The sequence below is a fragment of the Roseiarcus sp. genome (genome assembly GCF_049514155.1).
GTDB lineage: Bacteria > Pseudomonadota > Alphaproteobacteria > Rhizobiales > Beijerinckiaceae > Roseiarcus.
The window spans coordinates 1-20,288 of sequence record NZ_JBEKVH010000063.1 but is presented as its reverse complement, the minus strand read 5'-3'; the positions used below and the strand labels follow the sequence as shown (position 1 = coordinate 20,288).

Annotated in this window: 22 protein-coding genes and 1 pseudogene; 11 read left to right on the top strand and 12 right to left on the bottom strand. The window is 69.6% G+C overall.

Translation table 11 applies throughout. From position 1 onward, the window contains the following. Together ABSF49_RS11010 and ABSF49_RS11005 are read left to right on the top strand one after the other, a co-directional pair. Positions 1-252, top strand: a 252-nt coding sequence (locus ABSF49_RS11010; RefSeq protein WP_424112698.1) for a hypothetical protein, incomplete at its 5' end; no start/stop codon positions are given. Continuing rightward, on the top strand, positions 249-767 hold the full coding sequence (locus tag ABSF49_RS11005; RefSeq protein WP_424112697.1) for a hypothetical protein: 519 nt from the start codon (positions 249-251) through the stop codon (positions 765-767). The genes ABSF49_RS11010 and ABSF49_RS11005, both read left to right, overlap by 4 nt. 3 nt (positions 768-770) lie before the next feature. Here the strand turns inward: ABSF49_RS11005 and ABSF49_RS11000 are convergent. The 7 genes and pseudogenes from ABSF49_RS11000 to ABSF49_RS10970 form a co-directional block, all read right to left on the bottom strand. Beyond that, a pseudogene (locus ABSF49_RS11000) lies at positions 771-1,956 on the bottom strand (IS3 family transposase). 305 nt (positions 1,957-2,261) lie between these two features. Continuing rightward, the gene (locus ABSF49_RS10995; protein ID WP_424112696.1) at positions 2,262-2,903 is read right to left on the bottom strand and encodes an outer membrane protein; all 642 of its coding nucleotides are present in this window, start codon (positions 2,901-2,903) and stop codon (positions 2,262-2,264) included. Between the two features lie 372 nt (positions 2,904-3,275). Continuing rightward, the gene (locus ABSF49_RS10990) at positions 3,276-3,536 is read right to left on the bottom strand and encodes a hypothetical protein (protein WP_424112695.1); all 261 of its coding nucleotides are present in this window, start codon (positions 3,534-3,536) and stop codon (positions 3,276-3,278) included. Positions 3,537-3,603: 67 nt separating this feature from the next. Then, on the bottom strand, positions 3,604-4,521 hold the full coding sequence (locus tag ABSF49_RS10985; protein WP_424112700.1) for a DMT family transporter: 918 nt from the start codon (positions 4,519-4,521) through the stop codon (positions 3,604-3,606). Between the two features lie 20 nt (positions 4,522-4,541). Beyond that, the gene (locus ABSF49_RS10980; RefSeq protein ID WP_424112694.1) at positions 4,542-5,696 is read right to left on the bottom strand and encodes an extracellular solute-binding protein; all 1,155 of its coding nucleotides are present in this window, start codon (positions 5,694-5,696) and stop codon (positions 4,542-4,544) included. Next, positions 5,693-6,850 (bottom strand): aminotransferase, encoded by a 1,158-nt coding sequence (locus tag ABSF49_RS10975; protein WP_424112693.1) that lies wholly within the window; start codon positions 6,848-6,850, stop codon positions 5,693-5,695. The genes ABSF49_RS10980 and ABSF49_RS10975 overlap by 4 nt, the downstream gene beginning before the upstream one ends. Positions 6,851-6,924: 74 nt before the next feature. Beyond that, positions 6,925-7,485, bottom strand: coding sequence for a hypothetical protein (locus tag ABSF49_RS10970; protein WP_424112692.1), 561 nt, complete (start codon positions 7,483-7,485; stop codon positions 6,925-6,927). Between the two features lie 112 nt (positions 7,486-7,597). Here ABSF49_RS10970 and cobU point away from each other — a divergent pair, with 112 nt between their 5' ends. Both cobU and ABSF49_RS10960 read left to right on the top strand, forming a co-directional pair. After that, positions 7,598-8,161, top strand: a complete 564-nt coding sequence (cobU, locus tag ABSF49_RS10965; protein WP_424112691.1) for a bifunctional adenosylcobinamide kinase/adenosylcobinamide-phosphate guanylyltransferase — start codon at positions 7,598-7,600, stop codon at positions 8,159-8,161. Between the two features lie 59 nt (positions 8,162-8,220). Beyond that, the gene (locus ABSF49_RS10960; RefSeq protein ID WP_424112690.1) at positions 8,221-8,976 is read left to right on the top strand and encodes a M48 family metallopeptidase; all 756 of its coding nucleotides are present in this window, start codon (positions 8,221-8,223) and stop codon (positions 8,974-8,976) included. Positions 8,977-8,982: 6 nt separating this feature from the next. Here the strand turns inward: ABSF49_RS10960 and ABSF49_RS10955 are convergent, their stop codons facing one another. After that, positions 8,983-9,762 (bottom strand): alpha/beta hydrolase, encoded by a 780-nt coding sequence (locus ABSF49_RS10955; RefSeq protein WP_424112699.1) that lies wholly within the window; start codon positions 9,760-9,762, stop codon positions 8,983-8,985. A 125-nt stretch (positions 9,763-9,887) separates the two neighbouring features. On the opposite strand from ABSF49_RS10955, the gene ABSF49_RS10950 reads away from it, so the two are divergent. Then, positions 9,888-11,099 (top strand): glycosyltransferase family 4 protein, encoded by a 1,212-nt coding sequence (locus ABSF49_RS10950; RefSeq protein ID WP_424112689.1) that lies wholly within the window; start codon positions 9,888-9,890, stop codon positions 11,097-11,099. 8 nt (positions 11,100-11,107) lie between these two features. Here the strand turns inward: ABSF49_RS10950 and ABSF49_RS10945 are convergent, their stop codons facing one another. The 4 genes from ABSF49_RS10945 to ABSF49_RS10930 form a co-directional block, all read right to left on the bottom strand. After that, positions 11,108-12,010, bottom strand: coding sequence for a pirin family protein (locus ABSF49_RS10945; protein ID WP_424112688.1), 903 nt, complete (start codon positions 12,008-12,010; stop codon positions 11,108-11,110). An 88-nt stretch (positions 12,011-12,098) separates the two neighbouring features. Beyond that, on the bottom strand, positions 12,099-13,016 hold the full coding sequence (locus ABSF49_RS10940; RefSeq protein WP_424112687.1) for a carbohydrate kinase family protein: 918 nt from the start codon (positions 13,014-13,016) through the stop codon (positions 12,099-12,101). Continuing rightward, positions 13,013-13,930 carry a pseudouridine-5'-phosphate glycosidase gene (locus tag ABSF49_RS10935; RefSeq protein ID WP_424112686.1) on the bottom strand — a complete coding sequence of 306 codons (918 nt, stop codon included), beginning with the start codon at positions 13,928-13,930 and terminating at the stop codon, positions 13,013-13,015. The genes ABSF49_RS10940 and ABSF49_RS10935 overlap by 4 nt, the downstream gene beginning before the upstream one ends. 95 nt (positions 13,931-14,025) lie before the next feature. Next, a complete protein-coding gene (locus ABSF49_RS10930; RefSeq protein ID WP_424112685.1) occupies positions 14,026-14,934 on the bottom strand; it encodes a metallophosphoesterase family protein in 909 nt (302 codons plus the stop codon). A 199-nt stretch (positions 14,935-15,133) separates the two neighbouring features. On the opposite strand from ABSF49_RS10930, the gene ABSF49_RS10925 reads away from it, so the two are divergent. From ABSF49_RS10925 to ABSF49_RS10900, 6 genes are all read left to right on the top strand, one after another. Continuing rightward, entirely contained in the window at positions 15,134-15,535 is a 402-nt protein-coding gene (locus ABSF49_RS10925; RefSeq protein WP_424112684.1) for an NUDIX domain-containing protein, read from the top strand. Positions 15,536-15,610: 75 nt separating this feature from the next. Beyond that, on the top strand, positions 15,611-16,123 hold the full coding sequence (locus ABSF49_RS10920; RefSeq protein WP_424112683.1) for a GNAT family N-acetyltransferase: 513 nt from the start codon (positions 15,611-15,613) through the stop codon (positions 16,121-16,123). Position 16,124: 1 nt separating this feature from the next. Then, positions 16,125-17,078, top strand: a complete 954-nt coding sequence (locus ABSF49_RS10915) for an NAD-dependent epimerase/dehydratase family protein (RefSeq protein WP_424112682.1) — start codon at positions 16,125-16,127, stop codon at positions 17,076-17,078. A gap of 332 nt (positions 17,079-17,410) precedes the next feature. Beyond that, positions 17,411-18,304 carry a glucosamine kinase nucleotide-binding domain-containing protein gene (locus tag ABSF49_RS10910; protein WP_424112681.1) on the top strand — a complete coding sequence of 298 codons (894 nt, stop codon included), beginning with the start codon at positions 17,411-17,413 and terminating at the stop codon, positions 18,302-18,304. Further along, positions 18,301-19,461 carry an N-acetylglucosamine-6-phosphate deacetylase gene (nagA, locus tag ABSF49_RS10905; RefSeq protein ID WP_424112680.1) on the top strand — a complete coding sequence of 387 codons (1,161 nt, stop codon included), beginning with the start codon at positions 18,301-18,303 and terminating at the stop codon, positions 19,459-19,461. Before ABSF49_RS10910 ends, nagA begins: the two co-directional genes overlap by 4 nt. Positions 19,462-19,588: 127 nt before the next feature. Further along, on the top strand, positions 19,589-20,288 hold a 700-nt coding region (locus ABSF49_RS10900; RefSeq protein WP_424112679.1), incomplete at its 3' end, for an ABC transporter substrate-binding protein.

Genomic DNA, 20,288 nt, shown 5'->3' with positions numbered 1-20,288 from the left:
GGGGACGGGTCGCCGATGGCTCTGATTGACGCGCTTGAACGTCTCAAGACGCCCATCGCGGAGAATGCGCGTCTGCTCAGAGTCTTTCTGGCTTGCGGTTTCACGCCTCTTCATCTGGAAACCTTTCTTGCCGCGCATCTGCGCAATCTTTGCCCGGACCGCCGAGTCGAATTGCAATCGGGCTTGTTTGGCGACCTGGTCGGAAACTTGGAACGGCTGCGGCCGGTGAGCACGATTCGCTCGCCGTCGTGATCGAATGGGCGGATCTCGATTCGCGGCTGGGACTGCGAACCCTGGGCGGCTGGCAGGTCGAGAAGCTGCCGGACATCGTGAAATCAGTGGACCACAGCCTCGAACGACTGACGCGCGCCCTGAAAGGACTTCCCTCGGCGCTTCCCACTTGTATTTGCCTGCCGACGCTGCCGCTTCCTCCGCTCTTTTACACCGGGGCGCAACAGAGCAGCGTTTTCGAATTGGCTCTTCGCCGAAATCTCGCATCTTTCGCGGAGGAGATTTCGATTGGCGGCCGCGTATCGGTGGTCAGCGGCCAGCGTCTCGACGAAACCTCGCCACTGGGCAAGAGATTCGACTTCCGAACCGAGGTTACGCAATGGTTCCCTTACAAGACTGTCCATGCTTCCAATGTCGGCGAGCTCTTGGCGGAACTGATATGCGGGCGTGAACCCAAGAAAGGGCTGATTACCGATCTCGACGACACGTTGTGGTCAGGCGTCCTCGGTGAAGTGGGGGTCTGCTGTGACCCCTGACGTTCATTCAGGCTGGGCCAGAGTCTCGGGTTGAGATTGGCGCAGGAGCGCCGACGGAGCAACGGGCGATCGGCGAAGCTGGCTCGGGTTGCGCAGCCGATCGCCCGTTGCGGTGAAGGTTGCCGCGAAAGCCGCGGGGGTGAGATAGCCGAGCGCCGAGTGGGGGCGCCGGTGGTTGTAGGCGGCGGTCGATCGCGCCAGCGCCGCGCGGGCGTGGTCGAGGTCGTAGAAGACCGTCTCGTTGAGCAGTTCGTCGCGCATGCGGCCGTTGAACGCCTCGCAGATGCCGTTCTGCATCGGCTTGCCGGGCGCAATGAAATGCCAATTGACCCGGCTGCCCTGGGCTCAGGCGAGCATCGCGTTGGAAGTGAACTCGGTCCCATGGTCGGAGACGATCAGGTCTGGTTTGCCGCGCCAGGCGACGACCGCGTCGAGTTCGCGCGCGACTCTCCTGCCCGAGATCGAGGTGTCGGCGATCGCCGCCAAGCACTCCTTGGTGACGTCGTCGATGACGTTGAGGACGCGGAAGCGCCGACCGTTCGAAAGCTGGTCGTGGACGACGTCGACCGACCAGCGGGCGTTCGGCCGGGCCTCGACCAGGATCGGCGCCCGCATGCCCGTCGCCCGCTTGCGACCCTTGCGCTTGCGCGCGGTCAGTCCTTCCTCCCGGTAAAGCCGCTGCGTCTTCTTCCTGTTCACGACAAGGCCCTCGGCGCGCAGGAGAACATGCAGCCGGCGATAGCCGAACCGCCGTTGCTCGGCCGCCAGCTCCCGCAGCCGGCCGCGCAGGGCGTCGTCTCGCGGCCGGCGCGATCGATAACGCACGGTCTTGCGATCGGCCTGGATCAGGCGGCACGCCCGGCGCTCGCTCATCTCGTAGGCGGCTACGAAATGAGCGACAGCCTCGCGCTTGGCGGCGGGCGTCAGAATTTTTTCCCAGCAGATCCTTCAGCGCGACATTGTCGAGCATCGCATCAGCCAACAGGCGCTTCAGCCTGGCGTTCTCGTCCTCGAGCGGCTTGAGCCGCTTGGCCTCGGACACGTCCATCCCGCCGAACTTCGCCTTCCAGGCGTAGAACGTCGCCGTGCTGATCCCGTGCTTGCGGCAGACCTCGGCGGTCGAAAGACCCGCCTCCTACTCCCGCAGAACCGCAATGATCTGCTCTTCCGTGAACCTCGATCGCTTCATCGTCCGGTCCTTCCTTCGGGCCGGACTCTAGCTTCATCTGGAGGAAATCGAGGGGGTCACAGCAAAATCGCAATCCGCTCGACCTCGCTGAGCAAAATCCGGTCCCGGCTTCGGTCGAGGTGCTTCGTCGTCGGCGGCCGCTCCGGATTGACGAGGCGCTGCGCGGTTCGAGGAGCGCCGTTGTTCCTGAGGCGCGCGCGATCAGGAGCCCCTTCCGAGTCCGACGACTGCGGCGCAGGGCGCAGAAACAAAAAAGCCCGGCGGGTTTCCCCGTCGGGCTTTTGCCGCTTGCACGGTCGAGCCGATCAGAACTTGTAATTCAGGCCGGCGCGGACGAGCGAGAGGTTGACATCGCTCTTCTGCGTAACGCCGCCGCTGGAGATCGACTTGTCGCCGAGCGGAGCGTAGATGTACTCGGCCTTGGCCGAGATGTTGTTGGTGAACGCATACTCGATGCCGCCGCCGATCGCGCCGCCGCTGCGCCAGTCGGTCGAAGAAAAGGGCACGCCCGGCAGGTTGGTCGCGATATCGGCCCCGGCGTAGCCGCCGGTCACGAACAGCAGCGCGCGATCCACCGCGATGCCCACCCGAGCCCTGGCAGTCGCCAGCGAGTCGATCTTGCTGGAATAGGGGCCGAGAAGGTTGACGCCGCTCTTGCTCAGGTCGGCCCAATCCCAGTCGCCCTCCAGACCGGCGACGAACTGGCCGACTTGGTAATTGTAGCCGACCGTGCCGCCGACGAGGCCGCCGGTCGGGCTGCCGAAGTCGCCGCCGCCCGCGCCGCCGGCCCAACCGCCGTTCACGCCGACATAGAAGCCCGTCCAACTGAACACGGGCGGCGCCGCATAGACCTGCGGCGCAGGGGGCGCCTTGCGGGTCGGGAGGTCGGCGGCCATAGCGCTCGACGCTGCCCCGGCCATCAACGCGGCCAAGAAAATCTTCTTCATCGCAATCTCCTCGTTACAAACCATAACGGAGGGAATTCCGCACCACCCCGCCGGCCATGGTCAGAATATAGCCCTCCGCTCCTCGGAAGTCTGTGACCGATAGATCACAACACAGAGAGCGAATGTGGCGGGAATCTGGCGAGAATGGGAAAGTAATCGGGTTGCGAGTGTAACTCGTTTACGCTCGAAGTGCAGCGCAATAACCATCATTTATTCTGGCATATAGGGGTGGATAGCCTCATAAAGCGCAAGACGATGTTGGTAAATGATTTATTTACGTTTAGAACTATCTTGAATGTCGCCACAATTCGGCAACCATAGACGCCACGTAACCGGGCTCGCGAAGTCGAAACGGCGCTGCGGCGACGGCTTTCAGTCGGCGCTGGGCAGGCGGCGGACGACGAATTCGATCTGGCCGTCCTCGCGCTCGCTCCAGAACTCGATTTCCGTCATGTAGGCCGCTTTGGGGTAGCGCTCGAACAATTCGCGCGCCTTGGCGCGCGCCAGCGGGCGCGGCAGGCAGTAGGACTCGCGCCGCCACTGATCCGTGTCCGGTCTGGGGTTGGGGCGCCGTCCGCGCCGTTCGGCGGCGCGTCGAGCGAGGTCGCCGGGATTGTCGCGCTCAATCGCCATGCCCGTCTCCTGAGCGGCGATCCTATCGCGCGCCCGGGCAGTTGGGGAGTCGCGCGCGCCCGCGCCGTTAACGGCGTCCGGCCGCCGCCAGCCGCGCCCGCGCCGCCTGAGGCAAGCGGCCGTCGATCACGGCGAGGCCGAGCGCGATCAGGCCGAGGCCGACGAAGTCGCGGGCGGCGAGACTTTCGCCGAGAACGACGGCGCCGAGCAGGATTGCGGTGGCCGGCGCCAGCAGGGTCACCAGCACGACGTTGGTCGCGCCGGCGCCGGCGAGGATGCGGAAATAGACGACATAGGCGAGCGCGGTCGACAGCGCCCCAAGCGAGACGATCGCGGCGATCGTCGCGCCGCCTGGCGCCGGCAGCCGCCATGGAGCGTCGACCAGCGCCGCGAGCGGCAGAAGCACGAGGCTCGACGCGGTGACCTGGCCGGTCGCGACGTCGATCGGCGTCAGGCCGAGCCGGCGGAAGCGGCGCGCGAAGACGCTCGCCGCCGCATAGGAAAGCGCCGCGAGCAGCGCCGCCAGCTCAGCGGCCAGATGGTCGGCGAACTCGCCGAGCAGCGCCGGGCCGATCATCGCCGCGACGCCGGCGAGACCGACCAGCGCGCCGGCGAGGCGGCGCGGGTCGAGCTTCTCCTCGATTGTGCAGAGATGCGCGACAACGACGGTGAAGACGGGGGTCGTCGCGTTGAGAATCGAGACGAGGCCGCTGGCGAGATGCGTCTGGCTCCAGGTCAGCAGCGAGAACGGCGCGACGTTGTTGAGCAAGGCCAGCGCGGCGAGCGCCGGCGCCGCCGCGCGCAGCCGCGCCGGCGAGACGCCGGTGAGCGGCGCGGCGAGCCATAACAACGCGGCGGCGATGGACACTCGCGCCGCGACAATCGTGAATGGCGGTAAGGCTTTAACGGCGACTCCGATGAAAAAGAATGAACCGCCCCACATGAGCGACAACAGCAGCAGCAGGCCCCATTCGGTCGCTGTCATCGCGCGTTGCGCGTGGGCGTTCATTGCAACTTTCTCGGCCTCTTCGGACTTTGGGCTTTTACGCGCGGGGTAGGCGTTCGTCCGCCCGATTCCGACGGCGGCGATGCTTCAGCTTTGCCGGTGACGAGACTCTCCCATTCCGCCTGCACCAGCGGCGCGACGCGAGGGTCGTAGGCGCCCTGCGGCGACAGGCGCTTCAGCGTGTCGTCCTGATCGGCGGCCTCGGGGTCGACGAGGCGCGCTGCGTCGGCGTCGCGGCGGGAGAAGTCGGGGCGCAGCAGGAAGTCGAGGAGGGCGTGGGCCTGCTCGCCATGGGGCGCGTCGCGCGGAATGGCGTAGGCCTCCATCGCCAGCCCGCCGCCCTCTTTGGGCAGCGCGAAGCGGATGTCGGCGCCGACGCCGCCCTCGCGGCTGCGCGCTGTCGCCGCCGCCGCTTCGCCGGCGTCCCCGGCGCTGATGCAGGCGGCGCCGCTCGCCAGCGCGCTCGCCACGTCGGCGGCGGGAAAGGCGCGCGCTGTCTTGCGGCTGCGATCGATCAGGGCGCCGGCGCTCTTGACCTGGGCGGCGGTCGCGCGCGCCGGATCGACGCCCAGCAGCCGCCAGGCGGCGGCGAACAGCGCGTCGCGGTCGTCGGGCAGGACGACGCCGCAGTCGGCCATTTTGCGCGCTTCGGCCGGGTTGAACAGCGCGTTCCACGAGGCGGGCGCGCCGCCGATGCGGTGAACGGCCTTGTCGGAATCGTAGACGAGGCCGGTCGCGTACCAGCCGAGCGGCAGGGCGTAGACGCCGGCCGGGTCGTAGGCGGCGAGCTTGGCGAGCGCCGCCGGCCGCACGCCTTTCGCATTGGCGAGGCGCGTCTTGTCGAGAGGGGTCAGCGCGCCGGCGGCGATCTCGCGCGCCAGCGCCGGGCCCGAGAGGACGACGAGGTCGTAGGGGCCGTCGCGCCATTTCGCGGCGAGGTCGAGCGCGCCCTCGTAGGCGTCGTAAGCGACCTGATAGCCGCTCTCTCCCTCGAACGCCTGCAGCGCGTCGAGATCGAGCAAGGCGGGCGGCGCGAGCAGGCGGACGATCTTGGGCGGCGGCGGCGGCGGAGGCGCGAACGGCGAAGCGTTCTCAGCCAAGGCGGCGGAGGCCCACAGGCCGGCGGCGAGCAGGGCGAGCCGAGCCAGCATCATGCGCGCGCCTCGCCGACGACGCCCTCGAGCCGAGCCAGTGCGGCGTCGAGCGTCGCGTCGCGCTTGGCGAAGCAGAAACGCGCGACGGAGCGGATCGGCGCCTCGCCGTAGAAGGCCGAGACCGGAATCGCCGCGACGCCGCGCCGCTCGACCAGATCGCGGCAGAAGGCGACATCGTCGTCGCAGCCGAGCGGCGCCAGGTCGACGTTGAGGAAATAGGTGCCGGCGCTCGGCAGGACCGAGAATCCGCGCGCCGCGAGGCCGGCGGCGAAGCGGTCGCGGCTGCGCTGGTAGCCGGCGCGCATCGCGGCGAAATAGGAATCGTCCTTGGCCAAGCCGTAGGCGACAGCCGTCTGGAGGTTGGGCGGCGTGGTGAAAGTGATGAACTGGTGCGCCTTGGCGAGGACGCGCAGCAGCTCCGGCGCAGCCATGACGAAGCCGACCTTCCAGCCGGTCAGCGAGAAGATCTTGCCGGCCGAGCCGATCTTGACCGTGCGCTCGCGCATCCCTTCCATCGCCATCAGCGGCGTATGGCGGAGACCGTCGAACACCACGTGCTCCCAGACCTCGTCGCAGAGCGCGATGGCGTCGTGCCGCACGCAGGCGCGGGCGAGGATTTCGAGCGATTCGCGACCGTAGACGACGCCGGTCGGGTTGAGCGGATTGTTGAACAGGACGACGCGCGTGCGGTCGGTGAAGGCGGCGGCGAGATCGGCCGCGTCGAAGGTCCAGCGCGGCGGCTTCAGCGTGACGAATCTCGGCACGCCGCCGGCGCGGCGAACCAGCGGCAGATAGGCGTCGTACATCGGCTGGAACAGCACGACTTCGTCGCCGGGTTCGATCAGCGCCAACAGCGCGCCGGCGATCGCCTCGGTCGCGCCCGAGGTCACCATCACTTCGCGTTCGGGATCGAGTTCGAGCCCCTGGAATCGCCGGTAGTGGGCGGCGACGGCGGCGCGCAGCTCCGGTAGGCCGAGCATCGGCGGATATTGGTTCCACCCGTCGACGACCGCTTCGGCCGCCTTGGCGCGCACGTCGGCGGGACCGGGATCGTCGGGGAAGCCCTGGCCGAGATTGACCGCGTCGCGCTCGCGCGCCAGCCGCGACATGACCTCGAAAACGCTGACGCCGAGGCCGGCGAAAAGGGAGTTCATGGGAGTCCGCTGGATCGTGAGGCGCGCATTTAACGCAATTCGCTCGGTTGTGGATATGGAGCGCGCGGTCGCGGCTAGCCGCCCTCGGCCGTCCGCGGGGGCTCAGTCGTCTGTCCGCTCGTCGTCATCCACACCGTCATATCCCACGCGTTGCGCAGCCCAGCGACGATCAGCGCGATGATCGCGACGCCGGCGAGGATGTTGGCGTCGCCCGGGCGGCGGTCCAGCTCGATCAGCGCCGAGGCGAGCAGCAGGAAATAGCCGACGAACGGGATCAGCGCATAGAAGAGCCGGTCCTCCCACGCTAGGCCGGCGGCGAAGCGGCGGAAGATGAGGACGAGGACTTGGCCGCAATAGGCGACGCCGATCAGCGCGCCGACGCCGAGCACGCCGCCGAGACTGCGTTCGCTGTGACTCGGCATGATCGACACCAGGCAGACGAACAGCGCCGCGCCGAAATGTACGACCGTCGGCGTAATGAAGGCGCGCATCGCCCCGAGATTCCGCCTGGCGAGCTGGCTCGCGCCGATCGAGGCGAAGACGAACATCAGGCCGACCAGCGTCGCCGCCGCCGTGCCGCCCATGACGTAGAAATCGCGCCAGTCGCGCAGGGTCTGGTCGAGGGATACGGACAATCGCGGCCTCGGGCTAAGCTGGGGCGGGGTCGCCGCCGCGATTGGAGCAAACCGCCGCGGCGCGGTAAAGGCCCGGATTGAAAAGCGCCGCGGCGCGTGAAATCGAGGCGACATGGACAACCTGCTCGAGCCGGTCTCCTGCCGCGCCGTGTTGGTGATCGGCGCGGCTCGCTCGGGCAAGAGCCGCTACGCGCTGGGGCTCGCCGAGGCCGCCGCCCGCGAAAGGCTCTACCTCGCCACCGCCGAGGCCGGCGACGCCGAGATGGAGGAGCGCATCGCCCGGCATCGCCGCGAACGGGGGGAGGGCTGGCGGACCCGCGAGGAACCGCTGGCGCTTGCCGCCGCGCTTCACGCCGAAGCCCGGCCGGGGCGCGTAGTTTTGGTCGACTGCCTGACCCTGTGGCTCAGCAACCTCTTGCTCGCCGGGCGCGAAATCGAAGCGCAAATATCGGAATTCACGAAGGTTTTGTCCGATCTCGGCGGCCCTGTGGTTCTGATCGCCAACGAGGTCGGAGCGGGCGTCGTCCCGGCGACCCCGCTCGGCCGCGCCTTCCGCGACTGGCAGGGGCGGCTGAACCTGCAGGCCGCCGCCGCCTGCGGCGCGGTCGTCGCCGTGGCGGCCGGCCTGCCGATCCAGCTCAAGCCGGCGCCGCGGCCCGACATCCGGTTGCGCTGATCCGGCAGAAGGCGTGAAAATCCTAGCGACTCAAAGCGTCGCTAGGGTAGCATCGGTCAATGCTGCGCCTGTTTGAACGCCGAACGCCGCCCGGCCCGGTCGCGCACATCGATGTCGCGCACGCGGGGGAGGTTTATCGCGTCGCCTTGAAACGGGTCGCGACCTCGCAACGGTTCACGCTGAGGGTGCGCGCCGCGAGCCGGGATGTGCTGTTGACGATGCCCGAGCGAAGCTCGCTGCGCGCCGCGCGCGAATTCGCCGAGCGGAATGCGGCATGGATCGGCGCGCGGCTGGCGCGGCTGCCGCAACCGGTCGCATTCGCCGCCGCCGCAGTGACGCCGCTGCGCGGCGTCGACCACACGATCGTGCATCGACCCGGCGAGCGCGGCGTGGTGTGGACGGAGACGGGACCGGCCGGGCCGATCATCTGCGTCACCGGCGAAAAGCCGTTCATCGCGCGCCGCGTCGCCGACTTTCTCAAACGCGAGGCGCGCAAGGACCTCGAGGCGGCGGTGGCGCGCCATTCCAAGCGGCTCGGCGCCGCGCCGCGCCGCATCGCCTTGCGCGACACGGCGAGCCGCTGGGGCTCGTGTTCGTCGACCGGCAGTCTCAACTTCTCCTGGCGGCTGATCCTCGCGCCGCCAGAAATCCTCGACTATCTCGCCGCGCACGAGGTCGCGCATATCGTCCACATGAACCACTCGCCGATGTTCTGGAAGGTGACGCGCCGGCTCTTTCCCGACACCGAGCGCGCCGAGGCGTGGCTGAGGGTCAACGGCGCCGACCTGCACCGCTTCGGCGCGGAAGGCGCGTGAGGCCGCTCAGGCGAAACCGTCGACCGCTTCGAGGATCAACGCGAGATCCTGCGGCCGCGACAGGCGATGGTCGCCGTCCTTGATCAGCGTCAGCGTCACCGGATCGACCGCCATGTGTTCGACCAGCGTCAGCGCGTGACGATAGGGGACATCCAGGTCGGCCATGCCCTGCAGGACGCGGGTTGGGCAATAGCTGCGAATGGTCGCGCCGAACAGCAAGTGACGTCGGCCGTCCTCGATCAAAGCCCGCGTGATGCGGTAGCCGGAATGGGAATATTCAGACGGGCGCCGCCACACCCCTTTTTCAAGGAGTTCGCGACGCTCCGCTTCGCTGGCGCGCGCCCACATCAGCGCCTCGGTGAAGTCGATCGCCGGCGCGACGAGGACCATCCCGGCGAGGCGCGACGCTTCGCCCGCTTCGGCCAGCGCACGGGCGACGAGCAGCGCCAGATAGCCGCCCATCGACGAGCCGGCGAGCGCCAAGCGCCCCGCGGTTTCGGTTCGGATCGCCGTCAGCGCGTCCTCGAGCCACAGCGAAACCGTTCCGTCCTCGAACTTTCCCTCCGAGGCGCCGTGGCCGGAATAGTCGAAGCGCAGGAGCGCCTGGCCGCGCTCGGCGCAATGGGCGTCGAGCGCGCTCGCCTTGGTCGAGACCATGTCGGAGCCGAAGCCGGCAAGCCAGACGACGCCCGGCAGGTCGTCGCGCGCTGGCGCGCGGCGGCGAAACGCGATACGGCGGCGGGCCGCGCCTTCGCCGACGTCGAGGAATTGCGGTTCGTCCTGGATCACGGTCAAATCGTCCCCATGATTCGTCTGGGTTTCGCTCACATCGGCGTGGTCGGCATGGCCGACGCGGCGGCGGCCGTCAATTCCGACCGCGCGGCGCGCGACGTTCTGGCGCGGCGGCGCGCGTGAGCGCCGCGACGCTCGCCCCCTTCGGTCGCGCCGAGCGCGCTTCGCTCGTCGGTCGCACGATTCTGCAGATCATTCCGCGCCTCGACGCCGGCGGCGCCGAACGCACTGCCATCGACGTCGCCGCCGCTCTGGTCCAGGCGGGCGCGCGCGCGCTGGTCGCCTCCGAGGGCGGACGGCTCGCCAGCGAGCTGCAGGCGGTCGGCGGCGTGCTCGCGCCCTTTCCGGCGGCGACCAAGAACCCGTTGGCGATGGCGCTCAACGTGCCGCGCCTCGCGCGGCTGATCGCCGAAGAAGGGATCGACCTCGTCCACGCCCGTTCGCGCGCGCCGGCCTGGGTGGCGCTCGGCGCCTGCCGCAAGGCCGGACGACCGTTCGTCACCACCTATCACGGCGCCTATGGCGGCCGCTCGACGCTGAAGCTCAGGTACAATTCGGTGATGGCGCGCGGCGACGTCGTCATCGCCAATTCGCAGTTCACCGCCGACGCGATCGAGCGTCTCTATCCGTTCGCGCGCGGTCGTCTGTTGGTCATTCCCCGCGGAACCGACCTCGCGCGCTTCGCGCCGGCGACGGTCGAGCGCGCGCGCGTGACCCGCTTACGCGAATCCTGGGGCGTCGCGCCGCACGAGCGGGTGGTGCTGCTGGCGGCGCGGTTGACCGAATGGAAAGGGCAGAGGGTGCTGATCGAGGCGGCGCGACTGTTGAAGGAGCGCGGGCTCGCCGACGTGCGCTGCGTGCTGGCGGGCGACGCGCAGGGGCGCGATTCCTACGCGCGCGATCTCGACGCGCGCATCCGCCGCGCCGGCCTCGAAGGCTTGGTCGCGCGCGTCGGCCATTGCCACGACATGCCGGCCGCGCTCATCGCCGCCAGCGTCGTCGCCGTGCCGTCGACCGCGCCGGAAGCGTTCGGCCGCAGCGCGGTCGAGGCGCAGGCGATGGGGGCGATGGTCGTCGTTTCCGATTCCGGCGCCGCGCCGGAGACCGTTCTCGCGCCGCCGCAGACGCCGGCGCAGGCGCGCACCGGCTGGCGCGTGCCGTCGGGCGACGCGCCGGCGCTGGCCGACGCGCTGATGAGCGCGCTGACGCTCGGCGCGACGGCGCGCGACGCCATCGCGCTGCGGGCACGCGCCCATGTCGAAGCGAATTTCTCGCTCGAGCAGATGACCGAAAAGACGCTCGCCGCCTATCGCGCCGCGCTGGCGAAATAGGGCGTCGGTCAGCGAATGAACGACCCGTCGCGCAGGTCGGTGAGCGCCTGACGGATCTCGGCCTGGGTGTTCATGACGATCGGCCCGTGCCAGGCGATCGGCTCGCGCAACGGCTTGCCGGAGACGAGCAGGAAACGCACGCCCTGTTCGCCCGCCTGGACGACGACCTCGTCGCCGGAGTCGAATACGACCAGCGAACGATCGCCGACCGCATCGCGCACCAGCACGTCCTCGCCGCCGACGAGTTCCTCGCGCAGCGCGCCGAACGGCGCCGAAGCGCCGGCGAAGGTCGCCGAACCTTGGAAGATATAGGCGAAGGCCTGGCGGTAGGTTTCGACCGGCAGAACCTTGCGCTTGCCCGGCGGGACATGGACGTCGAGATAGCGCGGTTCGGCGGCGACGCCGTCGATCGGCCCCTTTTGGCCCCAGAACTCGCCGCAGATCACCCTGACCGAGACGCCGTCGTCGTCGACGACCTCGGGAATCGCCGCACTCGGCACGTCCTGGTAGCGCGGCGCCGTCATCTTCAAGCTGGAGGGCAGGTTGGCCCACAGCTGGAAGCCGTGCATGCGGCCGACCGCGTCGCCCTTCGGCATTTCCTGGTGGAGGATGCCGCGGCCGGCGGTCATCCATTGCACGTCGCCGGCGCCGAGCACGCCGGAATTGCCGAGGCTGTCGCCGTGCGCGACCGAGCCGGCCAGCACATAGGTGATCGTCTCGATGCCGCGGTGGGGATGCCAGGGAAACCCGGCGAGATAGTCGCTCGGCCGATCGTTGCGGAAATCGTCCATCATCAGGAACGGGTCGAAGTCCGACGTGTCGCCGAAGCCGAAGGCGCGCCTCAGCTTGACGCCGGCGCCTTCCAGCGTGGGACGGGATTGGCTAACGCGTTTGACGGGGCGGATGGTCATGGCGACTGGTCTCGCGAGAATCGGGAGCGTTGCATTTGGGGATGCGACGCCGGAGATTCCAGCCTGATTCCTTGCAAACGTGCAAACTCTAGCCGCGCGGCCGGCGGATCTCCGGCCGCCCGCCGATGAATTCGGTCGCCACGGCGCCGGCGGCGGCGCCCTCGGCGAGGCAGCGCTCGATCGGCCGTCCGGCGAGGTGGGCGACGAGGAACGCGGCGACGAAGGCGTCGCCGGCGCCGGTGCTGTCCTTGACCTCGGCCGGCGGCGCGCCGACGCGCCAACGCTGGCCCCCGGCGAAGGCCTCGCAACCCGCCGCGCCGCGCTTGACGACGACGAGCGGATAATGCGCGGCGAGCCGCGCGCCCTGCGCTAGCGGATCGTCGGTTCCGGCGAGCACGGACGCTTCTTCCGCGTTGGGGAAGAGCGTCGTCGCGCCGCGCGTCCAGGCGAGGAAGGCGTCGGGCCCGGCTTCGCGCAGGAATTCGGCCGAGGCGGGATCGACGCCGACCGGGCGACCGCCGGCGCGCGCAATCAGGCTCATCGCCGCTTCGCGCGGGCCCGGCGCGAAGAAACTGTAGCCGGAGAGGTGGATCATCGCCGCGCGTTCGACCAGAGCGTCGGGAAAATCGCGCGCGCAAAGCGCGAGATTGGCGCCGCGATCGGTGAGGAAACTGCGCTCGCCGCTCGCCTCGATGAGCGCGATCAGCCGGCCGGTCTCGCGCCGCGCGTCGCCGACGAGATGCGGCGCGACGCCGGCGCGCGTGAGCCGCGCGGCTTCGCGCCGGCGGTCGGCGGCGCCGACGCGGGCGACGAAATCGACCGCGGCGCCGAAATGGGCGAGCCACGCCGCCTGATTGGCCGCCGATCCGCCGGGTCGGTCGACGATTGCGGCCCGCCGGTCGGAGCCGCGCGCGAGCGGCCCCTCGGGCTTGACGATCGTGTCGATCATCAGGTCGCCGACGACGAGAATGCGCGGCGCGGCTGCCGCCGGCCGGCCTTCGGTCACAGGCGCGTCAGCTCGACCGCGACTTGCGCAGCCAGAATCGCGTTGTTCTCGACCAGCGCCATGTTGGCTTCGAGGCTGCGGCCGTCGGTCAGCTCGACGACGCGGCCGAGCAGGAACGGCGTCACTTCCTTCTTGGCGATTCCGTTGGCCTTCGCCTCGGCGACCGCCTCGGCGATGCGCACTTCGATCGCCTCGGCGTCGAGCGCCTTGTCCTCGGGAATCGGGTTGGCGATCAGCAGCCCGCCGGGGCCGATTTCGCGCTGCAGCCTGACGATGCGGGCAAGGTCGTGCAAGCCGTCGCAACGGTGGTCGAGCTTGAAGCCGCTCGAGCGGGCGTAGAAAGCCGGGAATTCGTCGCAGCGGAAGCCGCAGACGGCGACGCCGTGCGATTCGAGATATTCGAGGGTCTTGGCGATGTCGAGGATCGACTTGGCGCCGGCGCAGACGACCGCGACCTTTGTCCGCGCCAGCTCGACGAGGTCGGCCGAGATGTCGAACGTCTCCTCCGCGCCGCGATGCACGCCGCCGATGCCGCCGGTGGCGAAAATCTCGATGCCGGCGAGCTCCGCAATATACATCGTCGCCGCCACCGTGGTGCCAGCGGCGCCGTGGCGCGCCGCGACCGCGGCGAGATCGCGCCGCGACGCCTTGACCACGCCGCCGGAGAGGCGCGCGAGCCGCTCCAACTCGTCGCGAGAAAGGCCAACTTTGAAGCGGCCGTTGAGGACGGCGACCGTCGCCGGCGTCGCGCCTTGTCCGCGCACGGCGCTCTCGAGCATCAACGCCGTCTCGAGATTGGCGGGATAAGGCATTCCGTGGGTGATGATCGTCGATTCGAGCGCGACGACGGGCTGAGCGCCCGCGAGCGCCTCGGCGACCTCGGTCGAAACATCGAGCAACGATTTCACGGTCATGCCGATCGCCTTTTCCCCAGCCGCATGCCAACGCCGGCGCGGATTGCGCCTGATTACCAGTTTTGCCGGGCGTCGATCAAACGCCTCGCGCCTCGCTACACCGCCGGCGCCTCGCGTGCGCCGATCTCGCCGCCGCCGAGTTGCAGCCCCCGCGCGCGCGCGCGCAGTCGCCAGTGATCGCCCGCTCGATCGAGGTCGATGAGGTGGTAGGCGGCGCGCTGGCGCGAGTCGGCGGACGCTGACGAGGCCGACGGCGCCCCAAGGATCGGAACGCGGCCCCCTTCGATGCGCGAAGCGGGCGAAACGAGGAAATGGGACATGCGCTTGTGGCTGTGGCCGTGCAGGACCGCCTCGGCGCCGAAACGGCTGACCGTCGCCTCGAAGGCGCGCGCGTCGGTCAGGCCGCGCAACGGCGCCCCGCCGCGCGACAGCGGCGGGTGGTGGATGAGGATGACGCGCGCCAGATCCTTGGCGCCGGTTTCCTGCAGGATCGCCGCCAGCGCCTCGATCTGGCGCGCGCCAAGTCGACCGGTCGCCATCAGCGGCCCGGTCGGCGTCGCCGTGCTGAGGCCGATCAGCGCGACGTCGCCCCGCACCCGCACGAACGGAAACGCCTCGCCGCGCTCATATTCGCCGTCGCCCTGCGTCCACGGCGTGAACGCTGCGGCGAGCTGGGGCATCGCGTCGCGCACATAGGCGTCGTGGTTGCCTGGCGTGAAGGATACGTCCGCAGGCTCGCCGAGCGTCCGCATCCATTCCGCCGCGCGACGAAACTCCGACAGCAGCGCGATGTTGACGAGATCGCCGGTGACCGCGACATGGTCGGGCTTCTGGGCGCGCATGTCGGCGACCAGACGGGCGAGCGTGGCCATGTCGCTCAGCCGTTCGCGCCCGCGCTTCCAGTTGACGTAGCCCATGAACCGCTTGAGGCGCATCTCGTCGAGGCGCGGCCGCGCCAGAGGCCCGAGATGGACGTCGGTGAGATGGGCGATGGTGAAGCTCATCGGCGGGCGATTTCGCGCATTGGCGGCTCGGCGAAGGTTTGGCTAGGCTCGCGCTCGGGAGTCGCGGGGGCGGACGGGGAACGAGACCCTTAGGGAGCGGCGTTCAGCGATGCAAGAGCAAGGCCGGGCGCTGGCCTGGCGCCTCCCGGCGCGGTTGGCGACGCGCCTCGCCCATTTATGGTTTCTGTTGGCGCGACCGATGACTCTTGGGGTCCGCGGTCTCGTCATCGACGAAAGGGGTCGGGCGCTGCTGGTCAAGCACGGCTACGTTCCCGGCTGGCATCTGCCGGGCGGCGGGGTCGAAGTCGGCGAGACCTTCGAGGCGGCGCTGGCGCGCGAACTCGCCGAGGAGGCCAACGTCGTCGTTGAAGGGTCGCCGATCCTGCACGGGTTGTTCCACAACCGCCGCGTGTCGCGGCGCGACCATGTCGCGGTCTATGTCGTGAGGCGGTTTCGGGTGATCGGCGAACGCGCCCCCGACCGCGAGATCGTCGCCGCGCGGTTCTTCGCCCTCGACGCGCTGCCGCCCGATACGACGCGCGGCACACGGTCGCGGTTGGCCGAAGTTGTTGAGGGCGCGCCCATTTCGCCGCAGTGGTGAGCGCTGGCGCGCCCTTCCGCCCGCCGCCGCCTGCGTGCTAAACCCGCCCGACATCCTCAGTTTGCACAGGCGCAAATGGCCGACGTGTCGTTAGTCATCGAACCGGAGGGCCCGGCCGACGCCGAGGCGATCCTCCGGCTGAACGAGCGCGTGTTCGGACCGGGGCGTTTCGCCCGCACCGCCTATCGTCTGCGCGAGACCGCCCCCGCCGACCTAAGCTTGAGTTTCGTCGCCCGGGTCGGCACGCTGCTGGTCGGCGCCAACGCGATGACGCCGATCCTCATCGGCGAGACGCCGGCGCTCCTGCTTGGGCCGCTGATCGTCGAGCCGGTTTTCCGCAGCCAGGGCATCGGCGAGGCGCTGGTCGCCGCCTCGCTGGAGGCGGCGCGCGCCGCCGGCGCCAAGCTGGTCGTTCTGGTCGGCGACGAGCCCTATTACGCGCGCGTCGGCTTCAAACGCGTCCCGCCGGGCCGGGTCGTGTTGCCGGGTCCGGTCGATCCGCAGCGTCTGCTGTATTGCGAATTGCAGCCCGGCGCCTTCGAGGGAGTCGCCGGCAAAGCGCGCGGGGCGGGACCCAGGACGAGGTAAAATGACGATTGTCGTGACGGGAAGCGCCGGCCATCTCGGCGAAGCGTTGATGCGGACATTGCGCGCGCAGGGCCAGCCGGCGCTCGGAATCGATCTCAGGCCCTCGCCGTTCACCGACCGCGTCGGTTCGATCAACGATCGCGGCTTCGTCGGCGAAAGCCTCAGGGGCGCGCGCGTCGTCGTCCACTGCGCCAACCTGCACAAGCCGCATGTCTCGACCCGCGCCGACGAGGACTTTCTCATCACCAACGCCGCCGGGACGCTCGTCCTGCTCGAGACGGCGGTCGACGCCGGGGTCGAGGCCTTCGTCTACACCAGCACCACCAGCGTGTTCGGCTCGGCCCTGACGCCGCGCGCCGGCGAGCCGGCGGCGTGGATCACCGAAGACGTGGCGCCGATCCCGAAGAACATCTACGGCGCGACCAAACAGGCGGCGGAGACGCTGTGCGAGCTCTATGGCCGCCGGCGCCGCGTGCCGACCGTGGTGCTGCGTACGTCGCGCTTCTTCCCCGAGGCCGACGACGATCCGCACGTCGCCGCCGCCTACGACGTCGCCAACGCGCAGGTCAATGAGCTGCTCTACCGCCGAGTCGACCTCGAAGACGTCGTCTCGGCCCATCTGTTGGCGCTCGAGAAGGCGCCCGCGCTCGGCTTCGCGCGCTACATTATCTCGGCGACGACGCCGTTCACGCGCGACGACGCGGCGGCGCTGAGAGAGGATGCCGCGGCGGCGGCGCGCCGCCTGTTCCCCGATTACGAGGCGCTCTACGCCAAGAGCGGCTGGCGCATGTTTCCGTCGATCGACCGCGTCTACGACAATCACGCCGCCGTCACGGAACTCGGCTGGCGGCCGCAATACGATTTCCGCCGCGCCCTCGACAATCTCGCCGCCGGGCGGGACTTCCGCAGCCCGCTCGCTCAGGCGGTCGGCGTGAAGGGCTATCACGGCGGTTGACGTCGGCTGGCGCTCTTGGCGCCGTCGCCCAACGATTTTCCTCCCGGACGCGCCGACCCGATCCCCTCTTCGTGAGAAGCGCCGCGTCAGCGGCGCGCCTCGAACGAGGAGGGGATCGCCCTTCGTCGTGGACAGCCGCCCTCGTCCTTCGACTCGCGTGCTGGCGCAGGCGGCTCAAGAGAGGCCGGCGCGGAAATTGTGAGGAGCGCCGGGCACGTGAACGAAGGCGCTCGGCCAAGCTCAGCATTTGCCGCAGCTTGGCGAAGTGGTTAGCTTGTCCGGCGAAGCGGATCCCGCGTCAGCGGGTTCGCGAGATTTTCGGGAGGATCGGCGTGGGGCAGGGTCGCCGTCTCACCATCGGCGCATATTGCGGCGCGTCGCGCTGCCACGCGCGACTGCGCGACGGCGGAGGGCGAGCGCTCGCCGACGCGCAGGGACCGGGCGGCAATCTCTACGTCGATTTCGACGCCGCGCTCGCCGCCGTCAACAAGCAGATCGACGCCGTTTGCGCCAAGGCGGGTTTCGGCGCCGCCGATCGCGCCGAACTGGCGCTTGGCCTCGGCCTCGCGGGCCTTTCCAGCTCGGCCGACGCTGTGCGCGTCGAGGCCCGCTACGCCGCCTTCGCCAGCGTGCGCGCCGCCAATGACGCGCTCGTCGGTTGCCTCGGCGCCCATGGCGGCGGCGACGGCGCGCTGGTCATCGCCGGCACCGGCTCGGCGGCGGTCGCGCGCGTCGGCGGACGCGAGACCGTGATCGGCGGGCGCGGCTTCCTGCTCGGCGACGACGGCTCGACCGCGCGCGTCGGCGCCGAGGCGATCCGCGCCGCCCTGCGCGCCCATGACGGCGTCGGGCCGGCGTCCTCGTTGACCGAGGAGGTGATGCGCCGCTTCGGCGATCCGCTGACGGCGACGCAATGGGCGCTGACCGCCAAGCCGGCGGGCTATGGCGCGTTCATGCCGCTGGTGTTCGAGCGCGCCGCCGCCGGCGACGTGGTGGCGCTGACGATCGTCGCGGCTGCGGCGCGGGCGATCGACGCGCTGATCGCCGCGACGCGCGGGCTCGGGGCGACCCGCGTCGTGCTGGTCGGCGGGATGCACCCGGCGATTACGTCCTATCTCGCCGACTCGTCGCGCGCGGTCCTGCGCGATCCGCTCTACGACGACGCCGACGGCGCGATCCTCGTCGCCGGCGGCGCGCTGCCTCAGCTGCAAGGCGTCGCGCGATGAGCGACGGGCCATTAAGGGTCTTCTTCGGCGCGCGCTTGTTCGACGGACTGACGATGCGCGACGATTGCGCCCTCGTCGTCGAGGGCGGCGCGGTCGTCGCCGTCGCGTCGACAGCCGCGCGGCCGCGCGGCGGCGAGCAGATCGATCTCTCCGGCGGCGTGCTGTCGCCGGGGCTGATCGACTGGCAGGTCAACGGCGGCGGCGGCGTGCTGTTCAATGCGACGCCGACGCCCGAGGCGCTGGCGGCGATCGCCGCCGCGTTTCGCCGTTACGGCGTCACGGCGATTGTGCCGACCGTCATCACCGACTCGCCGGCCGTGCTCGTCGCGGCGTTGGCGGCGGCGGGCGAGGCGACGCGCGCGACGCCGGGCGTTCTCGGCGTCCATGTCGAGGGGCCGTTCATCGATCCGCGCCGCAAGGGCGTCCATCTGGCGGAATTCATCCGTCCGATGCGAGACCGCGACCGCGACCAGCTCGTCGCCGCCAAGGCCGGCGCGATGGTCGTCACGCTGGCGCCGGCGGCCGCCAATCCGGCGCTGATCGCCAGCCTCGCCGCGGCGGGAATCGTCGTCAGCCTCGGCCACGCCGAGGCGACCGCCGAGGAGTCGCGCGCCGCCTTCGCCGCCGGCGCGCGCGCGGTCACGCATCTCTTCAACGCGATGAGCCAGCTCGGCTCGCGAGCGCCCGGTCTGGTCGGAGCGGCGCTCGCCGATCCGACGATCGTCTGCGGCCTGATCGCCGACGGCCATCATGTCCACCCGGCGGCGCTGCGCGCGGCGATCAACGCCAAAGGGGCGGGGGGAATCGCGCTCACCTCCGACGCGATGCCGCCGGCGGCGGGCGGACCGCCGGTCTTCACCCTGCAGGGGCGGCGCATGCGGCGCGAGGGGTCGCGCCTGATCGACGACTTCGACACGCTCGCCGGCGGCGTGGTCACTTTGCTTGACGCCGTGCGCTACGTCGTCGATTCGCTCGGCCTGCCGCTCGCCGAAGCGCTGAGAATGGCGACCTCGACGCCAGCCCGATTGCTCGGCCTCGAAGGCCGCATCGGCGCGCTGGCGCCGGGCGCGCGCGCCGATCTCGTTCATCTCGACGACGATCTCGACCTCGCCGGCGTGTGGATTGGCGGCCGCAGAGAACAGGAGATCGAGCGATAGAATCGCTCCGCCGCGATGGTCGGGCCGCTTGCGTTTACATGGGGGGAATGCACAATATCAGGCAACGCGAAGGCGCCGCCACGGCGGCGCCGAAAATCGCGAACAACAAGTTGAGGGAGGAATGTCCATGGCGACGCCGTATTCGTCTCGTCGATTCGACCGCCGTTCGGTTCTCAAAGGCGCTGCCGGGCTCGGCGCCTTGGGCGTAGCGTCGCCCTTCGTGATTGCGGCGCGCGCGGATACGCCGATCCGGATCGGCATGATCGATCCTTTGACCGGCGTCTACGCGGCGGTGGCGCAAAACGAAGTGATCGGCGCCAAGCTCGCGGTCGATCAGATCAACGCCGCCGGCGGAGTTCTCGGGCGCCCGCTCGAGCTGCTGGTCGAGGATTCCGCCAACGACGTCGGCACCGGCGTGCAAAAGGCGCGCAAGTTGATCGACCGCGATCAGGTGTCCTTCCTGATCGGCGACGTCAACTCAGGCGTCGCTCAAGCAATCGCCCAGGTCAGCAATGAGAAGAAAATTCTTCACATCGTCTCGGGCGGCCACACCGACTCGATCACTGGCCCCGACTGCAAATGGAACGTCTACCGGGTGTGCAACACCACCACCATGGAGGCGAATTCGGTTTGCAGCCTGCTGTTCAAGCAGTACGGCAAGAAATGGCATTTCATCACGCCCGACTACGCTTTCGGCCATACGCTGCAGAAGGCGGCGGCGGTTGACCTGGCGAAGCTCGGCGGCACGGTGACCGGCAACGAACTCACGCCGCTGGGCACCACGGATTTCTCCGCCTACCTCATCAAGGCGCAGGCTGCGAGCCCCG